The organism is Pseudomonas sp. IPO3749 (assembly GCF_013386605.1).
In the GTDB taxonomy this organism is placed as follows: domain Bacteria; phylum Pseudomonadota; class Gammaproteobacteria; order Pseudomonadales; family Pseudomonadaceae; genus Aquipseudomonas; species Aquipseudomonas azotoformans_A.
Genome location: NZ_JACARN010000042.1, coordinates 107,209 through 122,930 on the forward strand (window position 1 = coordinate 107,209; position 15,722 = coordinate 122,930).

12 protein-coding genes are annotated in these 15,722 nt (G+C 61.6%); 7 read left to right on the forward strand and 5 right to left on the reverse strand.

What is annotated here, in order from left to right:
• Positions 1–45 precede the first annotated feature (45 nt).
• The gene (locus HX812_RS17695) at positions 46–981 is read left to right on the forward strand and encodes an aspartyl/asparaginyl beta-hydroxylase domain-containing protein (RefSeq protein ID WP_038846533.1); all 936 of its coding nucleotides are present in this window, start codon (positions 46–48) and stop codon (positions 979–981) included.
• Between the two features lie 60 nt (positions 982–1,041).
• Here HX812_RS17695 and acnA read toward each other — a convergent pair whose 3' ends face one another.
• Positions 1,042–3,783, reverse strand: a complete 2,742-nt coding sequence (acnA, locus tag HX812_RS17700) for an aconitate hydratase AcnA (RefSeq protein WP_038846535.1) — start codon at positions 3,781–3,783, stop codon at positions 1,042–1,044.
• 196 nt (positions 3,784–3,979) lie between these two features.
• Here acnA and rlmM point away from each other — a divergent pair, with 196 nt between their 5' ends.
• A complete protein-coding gene (rlmM, locus tag HX812_RS17705) occupies positions 3,980–5,056 on the forward strand; it encodes a 23S rRNA (cytidine(2498)-2'-O)-methyltransferase RlmM (RefSeq protein ID WP_038846537.1) in 1,077 nt (358 codons plus the stop codon).
• A 27-nt stretch (positions 5,057–5,083) separates the two neighbouring features.
• The gene (gene tusA, locus HX812_RS17710; protein ID WP_038846538.1) at positions 5,084–5,335 is read left to right on the forward strand and encodes a sulfurtransferase TusA; all 252 of its coding nucleotides are present in this window, start codon (positions 5,084–5,086) and stop codon (positions 5,333–5,335) included.
• On the opposite strand, the gene HX812_RS17715 is transcribed toward tusA, so the two are convergent.
• Complete coding sequence (locus HX812_RS17715; protein WP_038846539.1) at positions 5,332–6,726, reverse strand: MATE family efflux transporter; 1,395 nt, start codon at positions 6,724–6,726, stop codon at positions 5,332–5,334. The genes tusA and HX812_RS17715 overlap by 4 nt on opposite strands.
• Before the next feature lie 140 nt (positions 6,727–6,866).
• On the opposite strand from HX812_RS17715, the gene pdxB reads away from it, so the two are divergent.
• Complete coding sequence (gene pdxB, locus HX812_RS17720; RefSeq protein WP_038846541.1) at positions 6,867–8,009, forward strand: 4-phosphoerythronate dehydrogenase PdxB; 1,143 nt, start codon at positions 6,867–6,869, stop codon at positions 8,007–8,009.
• A gap of 53 nt (positions 8,010–8,062) precedes the next feature.
• Here the strand turns inward: pdxB and HX812_RS17725 are convergent, their stop codons facing one another.
• Positions 8,063–8,236 (reverse strand): PA1571 family protein, encoded by a 174-nt coding sequence (locus tag HX812_RS17725; protein WP_016975252.1) that lies wholly within the window; start codon positions 8,234–8,236, stop codon positions 8,063–8,065.
• Between the two features lie 247 nt (positions 8,237–8,483).
• Here HX812_RS17725 and HX812_RS17730 point away from each other — a divergent pair, with 247 nt between their 5' ends.
• On the forward strand, positions 8,484–10,271 hold the full coding sequence (locus tag HX812_RS17730) for an ABC transporter transmembrane domain-containing protein (protein WP_161630241.1): 1,788 nt from the start codon (positions 8,484–8,486) through the stop codon (positions 10,269–10,271).
• A 193-nt stretch (positions 10,272–10,464) separates the two neighbouring features.
• On the opposite strand, the gene HX812_RS17735 is transcribed toward HX812_RS17730, so the two are convergent.
• Positions 10,465–12,393, reverse strand: coding sequence for a transglycosylase SLT domain-containing protein (locus HX812_RS17735; RefSeq protein WP_038846545.1), 1,929 nt, complete (start codon positions 12,391–12,393; stop codon positions 10,465–10,467).
• Positions 12,394–12,606: 213 nt separating this feature from the next.
• Between HX812_RS17735 and HX812_RS17740 the strand changes: the two genes are divergently transcribed.
• On the forward strand, positions 12,607–14,526 hold the full coding sequence (locus HX812_RS17740; protein WP_033902583.1) for an ATP-binding cassette domain-containing protein: 1,920 nt from the start codon (positions 12,607–12,609) through the stop codon (positions 14,524–14,526).
• Between the two features lie 64 nt (positions 14,527–14,590).
• Here HX812_RS17740 and HX812_RS17745 read toward each other — a convergent pair whose 3' ends face one another.
• Positions 14,591–15,034: a universal stress protein gene (locus tag HX812_RS17745; protein ID WP_033902582.1), complete on the reverse strand. Its 444-nt coding sequence runs from the start codon at positions 15,032–15,034 to the stop codon at positions 14,591–14,593.
• A gap of 105 nt (positions 15,035–15,139) precedes the next feature.
• Between HX812_RS17745 and HX812_RS17750 the strand changes: the two genes are divergently transcribed.
• Positions 15,140–15,577, forward strand: a complete 438-nt coding sequence (locus HX812_RS17750; protein WP_038846547.1) for a hypothetical protein — start codon at positions 15,140–15,142, stop codon at positions 15,575–15,577.
• The last annotated feature ends 145 nt before the right edge of the window (positions 15,578–15,722 follow it).

Consider the following 15,722-nt stretch of genomic DNA (forward strand, 5'->3'; position numbering starts at 1 on the left):
CCCAAGTGTTTATGATGCCCGGCGCATTTTTTCAGGAGTTGCTGCATGACCTTTTCTTTAGCGGCCAAGCTGTCGGTGTTGTTGGTGTTTATCGGCAGCACACTGTACGTGCACCTGCGCGGCAAGGCGCGTTTGCCGGTATTGCGCCAGTTCGTCAACCATTCGGCGCTGTTCGCCCCGTATAACGCCTTGATGTACCTCTTCTCGGCCGTGCCGTCCAAACCCTACCTGGACCGCAGCAAGTTCCCCGAACTGGATGTACTCAAGGACAACTGGGAAGTGATCCGCGAAGAGGCTATGCACCTGTTCGACGAGGGTTACATCCGCGCCGCCGAAAAGAACAACGACGCCGGCTTCGGTTCGTTCTTCAAGAAGGGCTGGAAGCGTTTCTACCTCAAGTGGTACGACAAACCCCTGCCGTCGGCCGAGGCGCTGTGCCCGAAAACCGTAGCGCTGGTGAGCAGCATTCCCAATGTGAAAGGCGCGATGTTCGCGCTGTTGCCGGGCGGTAGCCACCTCAACCCGCACCGCGACCCGTTTGCCGGTTCCCTGCGTTATCACCTGGGTTTGTCCACGCCGAACTCCGACGACTGCCGCATCTTTGTCGACGGCCAGGTGTACGCCTGGCGTGACGGCGAAGACGTGATGTTCGACGAAACCTATGTGCACTGGGTCAAGAACGAAACCGAGCAGACCCGCGTGATCCTGTTCTGTGACATCGAGCGGCCGTTGAGCAATGGCTTCATGACCCGCGTCAACCGCTGGGTCAGCAAGCAATTGGGCCGCGCCACTGCACCGCAGAACCTGGATGACGAGCGCGTGGGCGGGATCAACCAGGCGTACGCCTGGAGCAAGACTTTCAGTGACAAGTTCAGCGGCGTGGTCAAGCAGTGGAAGCGCAAGCATCCGAAGGCTTACCGCATTGCGCGGCCGGTGCTGGCGGTGGTGGTGCTGGTGCTGTTGTGGAAGTGGTTGTTCTGATCAGAACACGGTAAAAAATGTGGGAGCGGGCTTGCTCCCACATTTGTTTTGCAGTGTTACTTAAGAGGCGATCAGCTGGCGAAGTACATAGTGCAAGATGCCCCCGGCCTTGAAGTATTCCACCTCATTAAGCGTATCGATCCGGCACAACACCTCCACCTTCTCCGTACTCCCATCCTCCCGCGTAATCACCAGCGTCAAGTTCATCCGCGGCACGATCTCCACGTCGGTCAGCCCGAGAATGTCGATCTTCTCCTTCCCGGTCAGCTTGAGCGTCTTGCGGTTCTGATCCAGCTTGAACTGCAACGGCAGCACGCCCATGCCCACCAGGTTGGAGCGGTGGATACGCTCGAAACTTTCGGCGATCACCGCCTTGACGCCCAGCAGGTTGGTGCCCTTGGCTGCCCAGTCGCGGCTGGAGCCGGTGCCGTATTCCTGGCCGGCGACCACCACCAATGGTGTGCCCGAGGCCTGGTACTTCATCGACGCGTCATAGATCGCCATCTTCTCGCCGGTGGGGATATACAGCGTATTTCCGCCTTCCTCGCCGCCGAGCATTTCATTGCGGATACGGATATTGGCAAAGGTGCCGCGCATCATCACTTCATGGTTGCCCCGGCGCGAGCCGTAGGAGTTGAAGTCGCGCGGCTCCACGCCTTGTTCGCGCAGGTAGCGGCCGGCGGGGCTGTCGGTCTTGATGTTGCCGGCCGGGGAGATGTGGTCCGTGGTGACCGAATCACCCAGCAACGCCAGCACGTTGGCGCCTTTGACGTCTTTGATCACGGGCAGAGGCCCGGCAATGTCGTCGAAGAATGGCGGGTGCTGAATGTAGGTGGAATCCTTTTGCCAGACGTAGGTGGCGGCCTGTGGCACTTCAATGGCTTGCCACTGCTCGTCACCGGCGAACACCTCGGCGTATTCCTTGTGGAACATACCGGTGCTGACCTGGGCCACGGCATCCGCGATTTCCTTGCTGCTGGGCCAGATGTCCTTGAGGTACACCGGCTTGCCGTCTTGGTCATTCCCCAGCGGCTCACTGCTGATATCGATGCGAACAGTGCCCGCCAAGGCATACGCCACCACCAGCGGCGGCGAAGCCAGCCAGTTGGTTTTCACCAGCGGGTGCACGCGGCCTTCGAAGTTGCGGTTGCCCGACAGCACCGACGCCACCGCAAGGTCGGCTTTCTGGATAGCCTTTTCGATCGGCTCGGGCAGCGGGCCGGAGTTGCCGATGCAGGTGGTGCAGCCGTAGCCCACCAGATCAAAGCCGAGCTTGTCCAAGTACTGGGTGAGGCCTGCCGCCTTGTAGTAGTCGGTGACCACTTTGGAGCCTGGCGCCAAGGAGGTCTTGACCCAAGGCTTGCGCGTCAGGCCCTTTTCCACGGCCTTTTTCGCCACCAGCCCGGCCGCCATCATCACGCTGGGGTTGGAGGTGTTGGTGCAGGAGGTGATTGCGGCGATCACCACCGCGCCGTTTTTCAGGCGATAGGTCTGGCCGTCGTACTCATAGTCGGTTTCGCCCACCAGGTCGGCATTGCCCACGGCAACTCCGCCGCCGCCTTCGCTTTCCAGGCGGCCCTCTTCTTTGTTGGTGGGTTTGAATTGCAGGTCGAGAAAGTCACTGAAGGCCTGGCCGACATTGGGCAGTGCCACGCGGTCCTGCGGGCGTTTCGGCCCGGCCAGGCTGGCTTCGACACTGCCCATGTCCAGGGCCAGGCTGTCGGTAAACACCGGCTCCTGGCCGGCGTTGCGCCACAGGCCCTGGGCCTTGGTGTAAGCCTCGACCAGTTTCACGGTTTCGGTAGGACGGCCGGAGAGGCGCAGGTAGTCCAGCGTTACCTCATCCACCGGGAAAAAGCCGCAGGTGGCGCCGTATTCCGGGGCCATGTTGGCGATGGTGGCACGGTCGGCCAACGGCAGGTCGGCCAGGCCGTCGCCGTAGAATTCGACAAATTTTCCCACTACGCCTTTTTTGCGCAGCATCTGGGTCACGGTCAGCACCAAGTCAGTGGCAGTAATGCCTTCTTTCAATTTACCGGTGAGCTTGAAGCCGATCACTTCCGGGATCAGCATCGACACCGGCTGGCCGAGCATCGCCGCTTCCGCTTCGATCCCGCCCACGCCCCAGCCGAGTACGCCGAGGCCGTTGATCATGGTGGTGTGGGAATCGGTGCCGACCAGTGTGTCCGGGAAGGCATAGGTGCGGCCGTCTTCGTCCTTGGTCCACACGGTGCGGCCGAGGTATTCGAGGTTGACCTGGTGGCAGATGCCGGTGCCCGGTGGCACCACGCTGAAGTTGTCAAAGGCGCTCTGACCCCAGCGCAGGAAGGCGTAGCGTTCGCCGTTGCGCTGCATTTCGATGTCGACGTTTTGCTCGAAGGCATCGGCGTTGCCGAACTTGTCGACCATCACGGAGTGGTCAATCACCAGGTCCACGGGGGAAAGCGGGTTGATGCGCTGCGGGTCGCCGCCGGCCTTGGCCACGGCGGCGCGCATGGCGGCCAGGTCGACTACAGCCGGCACGCCGGTAAAGTCTTGCATCAATACCCGGGCCGGGCGGTACTGGATCTCACGGTCGGACTGGCGTTCCTTGAGCCAGGCGGCAATGGCCTTGAGGTCGGCGCCGGTGACGGTCTTGTTGTCTTCCCAGCGCAGCAGGTTTTCCAGCAGCACCTTCAGCGACATCGGCAGCTTGTCCAGGTCACCCAGGCTCTTGGCGGCTTCGGGCAGGCTGAAGTAGTGGTAGGTTTTGCTGTCTATTTCCAGGGTCTTAAGGGTACTCAGGCTATCAAGCGATGACATGACACGACTCCTTATGGTCCGCACGGCTACGGACCTGACGGGACGAACAGAGCTATCAACTTAGCCCTGTTTTCATTAGCAGGCTAATAACTGGACTCTATCGTTAAGTCCAAGGTTCCGAACTCCGTTATCATGCGCGGGTTTTCATGACAGGCATTGCGACAGCGCAACGTCAGTTGATTCACTTGGAGAGTTGATGAACACCCTTTTTATGCACTGCCGCCCGGGTTTTGAAGGCGAAGTCTGTTCCGAGATCGCGGACCTCGCCGCGCGCCTGAACGTTTCCGGCTACGCCAAGGCCAAGACCGGCAGCGCCTGCGCCGAATTTGTCTGCACCATCGAGGACGGCGCCCAACGCCTGATGCACGGCCAGCGCTTTGCCGAGCTGATCTTTCCTCGGCAGTGGGCGCGCGGGGTGTTCATCGACCTGCCGGAAACCGACCGCATCAGCGTGATCCTCGCTCACCTGCGCGAGTTCCCGGTGTGCGGCAGCCTGTGGCTGGAAATGGTCGATACCAACGACGGCAAGGAACTGTCCAACTTCTGCAAGAAATTCGAAGTGCACCTGCGCAAAGCCCTGCTGAACGCCGGCAAGCTGGTGGACGACCCGAGCAAGCCGCGCCTGCTGCTGACCTTCAAGAGTGGCCGCGAAGTGTTCATGGGCCTGGCCGAGTCGAACAACTCGGCAATGTGGCCGATGGGCATCCCACGTCTCAAGTTCCCCCGCGAAGCACCCAGCCGTTCGACCCTCAAGCTGGAAGAGGCCTGGCACCACTTCATCCCCCGCGACCAGTGGGACGAGCGCCTGCACGGCGACATGACCGGCGTGGACCTCGGCGCAGCGCCCGGCGGCTGGACCTGGCAACTGGTCAACCGTGGCATGCTGGTGACCGCCATCGACAACGGCCCGATGGCCGAAAGCCTGATGGACACTGGCCTGGTGCAGCACTTGATGGCCGACGGTTTCACCTTCGTGCCCAAGCAGCCGGTGGACTGGATGGTCTGCGACATCGTCGAAAAGCCGGCGCGTAACGCCGCGCTGCTGGAAACCTGGATCGGCGAAGGGCATTGCCGCGAGGCGGTGGTGAACTTGAAGCTGCCGATGAAGCAGCGCTACGCCGAAGTGAAGCGCCTGCTGGAACGCATCGAAGACGGTTTCAGGGCGCGCGGCATCCGCGTGGAGGTCGGCTGCAAGCAGCTGTACCACGACCGTGAGGAAGTGACCTGCCATTTGCGTCGGTTGGTGGATGTGAAGAAAACCAAGGCCCGGTAGACTGGCGGCCAGTTTCAGGAGTAGATCATGAGCGATATTTTCGACAGCGCCGTCGACGGCACCTTAGATGCAACAGGCTTGAATTGCCCGGAACCCGTGATGATGCTGCACCAGCACATCCGCGACCTGCCGCCCGGCGGCTTGCTCAAGGTGATCGCGACCGACCCGTCCACGCGCCGCGATATCCCCAAGTTCTGCGTGTTCCTTGACCACGAACTGGTGGATCAGCAGGAGCAGGCCGGTACGTACCTGTACTGGATCCGCAAGAAGTCCGCTTAAACCCGCGCCTTGTCGGCGCGGATACGCCGGCGTGCACTGCGCGCCAGGCGCACCAGCAACATCCCCGCCGCACAGCTCAGGCCCACGATCAGCCCTTGCCACAAGCCGCTTGGGCCGCTCGGCTCGCCCAGCCAATTCGTCAGGCCCAGGGCGTAACCCACCGGCAGCCCAACGCCCCAGTACGCGAACAAGGTCAGCACCATGGTCACGCGGGTGTCCTGGTAGCCACGCAATGCGCCGGCCGCCGTGACCTGGATCGAGTCGGAGAACTGAAACAGTGCCGAGAACACGATCAGCGTCGAAGCCAGGTGAATGACCACCGGGTCCGGCGTATAGATCGCCGCTATCTGCTCGCGTAATAGCAGCATCAGGCTGCAGGACAAACACGCATAGGCCAGCGCCGTACCCATGCCGACACCGGCGGCGAAGCGCGCTTCACGCGGTTCGCCACGCCCGAGGGCCTGGCCGACCCGCACGGTGACCGCCATGCTCAAGGAGTAGGGGATCATGAACACCAGGGAGCTGACGTTCAGTGCGATCTGATGACCGGACACCACAGTGGCCCCCAGGCTGCCCAGCAGCAGGGCGATCACCGCAAAAATGCTCGACTCGGCAAAGATCGCCACGCCAATCGGCAGACCAATGCCCAGCACACGCTTGATCACCGCCCATTGCGGCCAGTCGAAGCGCTTGAACAATTCGCTGCTCTGGTAGGCCGGCCCCCAGCGGGTCCAGGCGGCCAGGCCGAGCATCATCGCCCACATCGAAATAGCCGTGGCCCAGCCGCAGCCTACGCCGCCCATGGCCGGCAGGCCGAGGTGACCGTAGATGAAGATGTAGTTCAGCGGAATGTTCAGCGCCAGGCCGAAGAGGCCCATGACCATGCTCGGCAGCGTACGACCCAGGCCGTCACTGAAGCAGCGCAGCACGTAATAGAACGCAATGGCCGGCATACCGGCGGCGATGCCATGCAGGTAGCCCATGGTGGGTGCGATCAGGTCCGGTTCAACCTTCATTGCATGCAGGATCGGCTCGGCGCAAAGCAGCAGCAGTGAGCCGATGATGCCGACCACCAAGGCCAGCCACAATGACTGGCGCACCAACGGCCCGATCTCACTGTACTGGCCCGCGCCGTAGCGTTGCGCGACTTTCGGCGTGGTAGCCAGCAGCGTACCGCTCATCAGCAGGTAGACCGGAATCCAGATCGAGTTGCCCAGGCCCACCGCCGCCAGGTCCTGGGGGCTGACGCGGCCGGCCATCACCGCATCGACAAAACTCATCGCGGTGGTGGCCAGTTGGCCGACCATGATCGGCAGGGCGAGCGTCAGCAGGCCGCCGACTTCCCGGCTGATGCGGGCGGGGCGGCTAAGGGTGGCAGTTGCAGTGTTCACGTACAGGTGTCCAATAAAGGGAAGCGCAAGGACGGCGGATTCTACGCTTTGACGCACTGGTCAGGAAAAAACCAGTGTTAGGGATTTGTAAGCGCGGGCTGTGATCCCTGTACACTGCGGGTCCGCGAAAGGAGCCTGCCATGCTGATTGTTGCCGACGAAAATATTCCGCTGCTCGATGCATTCTTCCAGGGATTTGGCGAGATTCGCCGCGTGCCTGGCCGTTCCATCGACCGCGCCACGGTCGAGCAGGCCGACGTGTTGCTGGTGCGCTCGGTGACCAACGTCAACCGCGCGCTGCTGGAGGGCACGACGGTGCGCTTCGTCGGCACCTGCACCATCGGCACCGATCACCTTGACCTCGACTACTTCAAACAGGCCGGCATCCAATGGTCCAGCGCCCCCGGCTGCAATGCCCGTGGCGTGGTGGATTATGTGCTGGGCAGCCTGATGACCCTGGCGGAAATCGAAGGTGCCGACCTCACCCAGCGCACCTATGGCGTGGTGGGGGCCGGTGAAGTCGGTGGGCGGCTGGTCAAGGTGCTCAAGGGCCTGGGCTGGAACGTGCTGGTGTGCGACCCGCCACGGCAGATTGCCGAAGACGGCGATTACGTCAGCCTGGAGCAGATCATCGAGCAATGCGATGTGATCAGCTTGCACACACCGCTGACCAAGTCCGGCAACGGTTCCACCTGGCACCTGTTTGATCGCCAGCGGCTCAACCAGCTCAAGCACGGCACCTGGCTGATCAACGCCAGCCGTGGCCCGGTGGTAGACAATGCCGCCCTGCGCGAGGTGCTGCTGGCGCGCGAAGACCTGCAAGCGGTGCTGGATGTGTGGGAAGGCGAGCCTGAAGTGGACGTGGACCTGGCAGATTTGTGCGTGCTGGCCACGCCGCACATCGCCGGCTACAGCCTGGAGGGCAAGCAACGCGGCACGGCGCAGATCTATCAGGCGTTCTGCGCGCACTTGGGGCAGGCGCCGAGCATTCAGTTGAGTGATTTGCTGCCGCCGCCGTGGTTGGCCGAGGTGCACTTGAACGCGTCCACCGACCCGGCCTGGGCACTGGCGACCCTGTGCCGCAGCGTGTACGACCCGCGCCGTGATGATGCGGATTTCCGGCGTAGCCTGGTAGGAACGGTTGAAGAGCAGCGTAAGGCGTTTGACCTGCTGCGCAAAAACTATCCTGAACGTCGTGAAATTGATGGCTTGAAGGTGCGCATTAACGGTGAGTCGGCAGCATTGTCGAACATCATCAGCGCATTGGGTGCCGTGAGCGCCTAGATCCTCATAAAAAACCCGGCCACCTGGGCCGGGTTTGAAAGAGCGTCGGCGCTTCAGCCTTGCTGGGCAGGCTTGACCAGTCGCTGTTCCAGTTCGCTGCACGCTTGCTGGATCATCTCTTCGGTAATCTGCACATCTTTGCCATTGGCATCGACGTACCAGCAGGGCAATTGCTGCGGCTGGCGGATTACTTCAATCTTGGCATCGCTGCTGTTTTGCAAGGTCATGGCCTGTCTCCTCATCAGGTTGTGTACCCATTCTGCTTATCACTCTAAGCCGCCCGCGTGACCAGGCTGTTACAACTCCTTTCAAAGTCACCGGTTCGAATACCCAGTCGACCAGAAACCGATACAAATTTCCAGCCAGGGGTTAGACCGATAGCCTCTAGGGTTAGGTATCGGCAGGCATAATTAACCTGACTCATTGTTATTTACCCAAGTTCCCCCAATGTTGAGGACAGGTTCCTCATTGGTGATGCCCTCCATGTTCTCAGTCCGTCAACGCCGCGCGATCCGTCTGGCCAGCCGCTTCATCGCCCCCTACCGCTGGCAGGCGCTTGGCGCCCTGTTGGCGCTGATCGTCACGGCCGGTATTACCTTGTCCATGGGGCAGGGCATCCGTCTGCTGGTGGATCAGGGTTTCATGACCCAATCCCCGCACTTGCTCAACCAGTCCATCGGTCTGTTCATGGTGCTGGTGCTGGGGCTGGCAGTGGGTACCTTCGCACGGTTTTATCTGGTGTCGTGGATCGGCGAGCGGGTGGTGGCGGATATCCGTCGGCAAGTGTTCAACCATTTGATCTACCTGCATCCGGGCTTTTACGAGAACAACCGCAGTTCGGAGATCCAGTCGCGGTTGACCACCGACACCACGTTGCTGCAGTCGGTGATCGGATCGTCGTTGTCGCTGTTCCTGCGTAATGCCTTGATGGTCATCGGCGGCATCGTGCTGCTGTTTGTCACCAACCCCAAGCTCACCAGTATCGTGGTGGTAGCGCTGCCGCTGGTGCTGGCGCCGATCCTGATCTTTGGCCGCCGGGTGCGCAGCTTGTCGCGCCAAAGCCAGGACCGCATCGCCGACGTGGGCAGCTATGTGTCCGAGACCCTCGGCCAGATCAAGACCGTGCAGGCCTACAACCACCAGGTGCAGGACGAACAACGTTTCGCCGTGACTGTGGAAGACGCCTTCACCACCGCGCGCAAGCGCATCACCCAACGCGCCTGGCTGATTACCCTGGTGATCATGCTGGTGCTCGGTGCCGTGGGCGTGATGCTGTGGGTCGGCGGCATGGACGTGATCAGCGGACGTATTTCCGGCGGTGAGCTGGCGGCGTTCGTGTTCTACAGCCTGATCGTCGGCAGTGCGGTCGGCACCCTGAGTGAAGTACTCGGTGAGTTACAACGCGCTGCCGGGGCCGCCGAGCGCATTGGTGAGTTGTTGCAGTCGAGCAACGAGATCCAGGCGCCGAGCGCAGGCACCGTCCAATTGCCCGCCCGCGTCAGCGGCCGCATGGAGCTGCAAGACCTGCGTTTTTCCTATCCCTCGCGGCCGGACAGCTACGCCATCGACGGCCTTGACCTGACCATCAATCCCGGCGAAACCCTCGCGTTGGTGGGCCCCTCCGGCGCGGGTAAATCGACGATTTTCGACCTGTTGCTGCGCTTCTACGACCCCCAGCAAGGCCGCATCCTGCTCGAAGGCCATCCACTCACCGAGCTCGACCCCATGGACCTGCGCCGCCACTTCGCCCTGGTATCCCAGAGCCCGGCGCTGTTCTTCGGCAGCGTCGAAGACAACATCCGCTACGGCAACCCGACCGCCACCCAGGAACAGGTCGAAGCCGCTGCTCGCATCGCCCATGCCCACGACTTCATCCTGCAAATGCCTGACGGCTATCAGACCCACCTCGGCGACGGCGGCATGGGCCTCTCCGGCGGCCAACGCCAACGCCTGGCCATCGCCCGCGCGTTGTTGGTGGACGCGCCGATCCTGCTGCTCGACGAAGCCACCAGCGCCCTCGATGCCCAGAGTGAACACCTGATCCAGCAAGCGCTGCCGCAATTGATGCAAGGGCGCACCACGTTGGTGATCGCCCATCGGCTGGCCACGGTGAAGAACGCTGATCGCATTGCGGTGATGGACCAGGGCAAGTTGGTGGCGGTGGGGACGCATCAGCAGTTGATTGCAAGCAATGCGTTGTATGCGAGGCTGGCGGCGTTGCAGTTCAGTGATGGGGCAGAGATCACGAACAGCGAGGGCTAAAGTGGGCCCGTCGTCACGAGCGGGCATCCTTGGCAGGCAGTTGAGGGCGAAGATGCACGTGTGGCGAGGGAGCTTGCTCCCGTTGGACTGCGCAGCAGTCCCATTTTTGGGGTCGCTTCGCAACCCAACGGGAGCAAGCTCCCTCGCCACAGGGTTTCAACCACCGACAGTGCGGCGGCGTCCGACCAGAGCCTTACTGATCATCAAAGTACCGCTCATGCCAATCCACCAACGGCTGTGGTGAATTGAGCTTCTGCCCGTAGATCACCGAATAAGACAGCACGTTCTGCACATACTGGCGAGTTTCGTCGAACGGAATGCTTTCCACCCACACATCGAAACTCAGGTGGTCCGCGCCACGCAGCCACTGGCGCACGCGGCCGGGGCCGGCGTTGTAGGCGGCAGAGGCGAGCACGCGGTTGCCGTTGAACTGGCTGTGCACCTGGCTCAGGTAGGCAGCGCCGAGCTGGATGTTCTTGTCCGGGTCCAGTACCTGGGCCGGGGAGGCCAGGGGGATGCTGAACTTGCGCGCGGTTTCCTTGGCAGTGCCAGGCATCAGTTGCATCAGGCCACTGGCACCGACGCCGGAGCGGGCGTCGTCCATAAAGGCGCTTTCCTGGCGGGTAATCGCGAATACCCAACTGGAATGCAGGCCGCGCACCTTGGCTTCACGCACCAGGGTGTCGCGGTGGGCCATCGGGAAACGGATGTCCAGGTCGTCCCAGTACTGCGCCTGGCTGATGGTGCGGATCGCCGGGAAGTACCACTTCATGTCGTAGGCCAGCTTGGCCTGGGCGACCATCTCGTCACGGTTGAAGTGACGGCTTACGTGATACCACTCGCGACGGCCATCTACGATCTGGCCACGGGCGTAGAATTCCAGCGCACGGCGCACGCCCGGCGTGTTGCGCACCTTGTTGACCAGTGCCTGGCTCATCAGCAGCGGCTTGTTCTTCAACTGATACGGGGCTTTGGAACGATCCGCCGCAAGGAAACCGTAGAAGTCACGCTCTTGTGCCAGGTTCTTGTACAACACCAACGCTTGTGGGTTCTTGGGTTCTGCCAGTTCCAGGCTGCGGGCCTGCCAGTAGCGCCAGCGGTTGGTGGTCGCCAAGTCTTGTGGGAGTTTGCGGGTCAACTGGTAGGCATCTTCCCAACGCGCCAGGCGCAACAGCAGACGCAGGCGCCATTCGGAGACGGTGTTGTCGCGCAGTTCTGGGTCGTATTTGGTCATCACCTCAAGGGCGCGCGGGTCATAGCGCTTGGCCAGGGTCAGGCCGATTTCCCGGGCGATCGACACTTTTTCGTCACGGGAGAAGTGCATGCTGCTGGCGTAGCCGTCCAGCAGGGCCATGGCCTTGTCGGGATCCTGGCGGGCCAGGCGACGCAAGCCCAGGCCCACGGCGTCAGACATGGCCTCGGTGGCCGGCAGGAAGCGTGACGGGTCGCTGAGCATGTCGGGCTTTTGCGCCACGTCCACCATCAGGCGGCCTTGAGCGCCGAGGGTGGGCAAGGTTTTCACCAGGCTGTTGGCCAGCGCGTAGTTGCGCGCTTCGGCGGCGAGCTTGGCGCGGTCCCAGATCTTCTGTTCGGTGAGCTGGCCGTCAGCCGCCCATTGGCCGAAGGTGGCATCACAGGCGGCCGGTTGAGATTTACCGGTCATCCAGAGTTTTTCGGCGGTCTTGTAGCCTTCGGCTTTCAGATTGTGGGTGAGTTGGTACTGGCCCTGCAGGCAGTCCAGCTCGACGAAATTGAGCTTGGCGTCGTAGTACTTTTCAAAAGTCTGCCAATCGCCACGCTCGGCCAACCAGCGCAACCAGCGCAGTTTCATCCAGTTGGCCTGGGGCAGGTCACCGTTTTTGGCCAGGAACTGTTCGATTTCCTGGTTGCTCGCGGTTTTCAGGCGCGCCGTCAGTTCGTCGTAGGCCAGGTAGGGCGTCAGCGGGTAATCGGCCAGGGCCTGGCTGTATTGCATGTACGGGCCGGTATCGCCCTTGGCCAAGGCGCGTTTGGCTTCATCGTAATATTGACGTTGGGTGGTGAGGTCCACGGCCTGGGCGGATTGAACGGCGGTGGCGGAAAGAAGCAGACAAGATAAAAAGTTGAAAAGGCGACTGCGCATGAGACGTCCGTGCAGAGAAATCACGACTAGCATCGGCACCGCCGACACTGATTGCCCCTAGCTTAGCCTTTTGCCCGACGCAGACGAAAGCTTTGCTGGGCGGTTCGTTCAAGTTCGTTGGAAATGTCCTACAGAACGTGTCGGCAGCGAAAATGCCAGCCGCATCCCACCCCTAACTCAGGTAGAATGCGCGCCCAGTTTTTGGAGAAGCGTATGACCCTGCTCAAATTCAGCGATGTGTCCCTTGCTTTCGGCGCTATGCCGTTGTTGGACAAGGTGTCCTGGCAGATCGCCCGTGGTGAGCGGGTGTGCATCATCGGCCGCAACGGCACCGGCAAATCCAGCATGATGAAGCTGGTCAAAGGCGACCAGAAGCCCGATGACGGCTCCGTATGGCGCGCGCCGGGCCTCAAGATCGGCGAATTGCCGCAAGAATTGCCGGTGGCCGACGGACGGACAGTGTTCGACGTGGTTGCCGAAGGCCTCGACGGCGTCGGCGCACTGCTCGCCGAATACCATCACCTGGCGCAGAACTGCGTCACCGAAGATGACCTGAACAAGTTGATGCACGTTCAGCAAGACCTCGAAGCCCGTGATGGCTGGCGCTTGCAGCAACTGGTCGACAGCACCCTGAGCCGCCTGCAGCTGCCGGCCGACAAGACCCTCGCCGAGTTGTCCGGCGGCTGGCGTCGTCGCGTGCTGCTGGCCCAGGCCTTGGTGTCCGAGCCGGATCTGCTGCTGCTCGACGAACCGACCAACCACTTGGACATTGGCGCGATTGCCTGGCTGGAAGAAGCCCTCAAGGAATTCCAGGGCGCCGTGCTGTTCATCACGCACGACCGTTCCTTCCTGCAGAACCTGGCCACCCGCATTCTTGAACTGGACCGTGGCGGCCTGATCGACTGGAACGGTGACTACGCCAGCTTCCTGGTACACAAGGAAGCCGCGCTGGCCGCCGAAGAAACCGCCAACGCGTTGTTCGACAAGAAGCTGGCCCAGGAAGAAGTCTGGATCCGCCAGGGCATCAAGGCCCGTCGCACCCGTAACGAAGGCCGCGTACGCGCCCTGAAAGCCCTGCGTGTCGAGCGCAGCGAACGCCGCGAGCGCACCGGCAAGGCGAATATCCAGCTGGACACCGCCGACAAGTCGGGCAAGCAAGTAATGGTGCTGGAGAACGTCAGCTTCCATCACCCGGACGGCCCGTTCCTGATCAAGGACTTCTCCATGGTCCTGCAGCGCGGCGACCGTATCGGCCTGCTGGGCGCCAACGGCACCGGCAAGACCACCTTGCTCAAGCTGATGCTCAGCGGTCTGCAGCCGACCAGCGGCACCGTGGAAGAGGGCACGCGCATTGACGTGGCCTACTTCGACCAGTTGCGTCACCAGTTGGACCTGGAAAAAACCGTGATCGACAACGTCGCCGAAGGCCGCGACTTTATCGACATCGACGGCCAGAGCCGCCATGTGCTCAGCTACCTGGGCGACTTCCTGTTCAGCCCGCAGCGTGCACGTACGCCGGTGAAAGCCTTGTCTGGTGGTGAGCGTGCGCGCCTACTGCTGGCCAAGCTGTTCAGCAAGCCGGCCAACCTGCTGGTGCTCGACGAACCGACCAACGACCTCGACGTGGAAACCCTCGAGCTGTTGGAAGAAGTGCTGCTGACCTTCAACGGCACTGTGCTGATGGTCAGCCACGACCGGGCATTCCTCGACAACGTGGTCACCAGCACCCTGGTCTTCGAAGGCGAAGGCAAGGTGCGTGAATACGTCGGTGGTTATCAGGACTGGCTGCGCCAGGGCGGCTCGCCGCGCCTGCTGGGCGTGACCGAGAGCAAGTCCGGCAAGGCCGACTTGAACTCGGCGGTGGTGACCCCGGTGGCCGCTGCTGCGCCTGTCCAAGAAGCTGCGCCTTCGGCCAAAAAGAAGCTCAGCTACAAGCTGCAGCGCGAGCTGGAAGCCTTGCCAGGTGATATCGACGCCAAGGAACAGCAGATTGCCGCTGTAGAAGCGGACATGGCTGACGCGGGTTTCTACCTGCGTCCGGCGGCAGAAACCGCCAAGGTCATCGCTTCCCTGGAGAAACTGAACCAGGAGTTGGAAGTGCTGGTTGAGCGCTGGGCCGAGTTGGATGCCTGATTGACCCGCCAGCCATAAAAAAGCCCGGCCTCACTGATCTGAGTGCCGGGCTTTTCGTATCGGTTTACTTGGCGTCTTTGACCAGCTTCACCGCCAGCACATCGCACGGCGCACCGTGCAGCACATCATTGGCGGTGGAACCGAGCAGCAACGCCAGCCCGTGACGGCCATGGCTGCCGACCACGATCAGGTCACAACCCTTTTCCTTGGCCAGATGGTGGATTTCCTGGCGCGGTTGGCCGTAGGTGAGGTGGCAGTCTTCCTTTTTCAAGTGCGGGTATTTGAGAATCAAACGGTCCAGGCGCTCCTTGGCCTGGTCAAACTGCTGTTGCTGCAACTGGGAAAGGTCCATCGGCACGTCACCGCCAAAGGCCATGGCCATGGGCTCGACGATATGCACCAGCGACAGTATGGCGCCATTGGCCAATGCAGACTCCTGCGCGCGCTTGATCACTGGATCGCACTCTTCGGTCAGATCAACAGCGACCAGAATATGTTGGTAGGGCATGAGGCGTTCCTCCAAGGGACTGCAATAAGTTCAGTATGGCTGCTTTCAAGCGGATGGGGTTGCGTCAGGTCAAATCCGCTCATCTAGAAATTCGGGAGTACACATATGACGGTCTGGATAGTGGTGTCAATCCTTGTGGTGGTTCTGAGCCCTCTGGCATGGCTGCGCCCGTCGCGTCATCAGAGCGGGCGCATGGCCCTGCGCATGGAGGCACGCCGCATTGGCCTGACCATGCAGTTGTCGCCCCAGGAATGGCCGCACTGGCTCAAGCAAGAGCCGCCGAGCCCGTGCGCGCAGTATTGCCGGCCACGACGCGGCAGCACGCCGGCGATCTGGAGTTACTGGCAGCTGGAGCCCGGGGTCTGGGTGAATCAGTGGCGCGAAGTGTGCGCCGATGAAAAGTTGTTGCCGCATTTTGCGACGCTGCCGGACAACGTCTACAAGGTCGAAGCCGACAAGCAGATGATCGCCTTGTATTGGGGCGAGAAGGGCGAGGCGAGCGTGTTGAAGGCTATTGATGCGCTGCTCAAGGCCCTGGCCTGAATCGCAGGCAATAAAAAGCCCGACATCATCATCGGGCTGGAGTTGGCCAGGCAGGCCGGTAATTCTGGTGTTTCGCACGTCGGATGTTCATCCAGACGCTTTACAGTTGCGGCTAGCCTAGCCGCATATCCCGTTCTGTACAGTC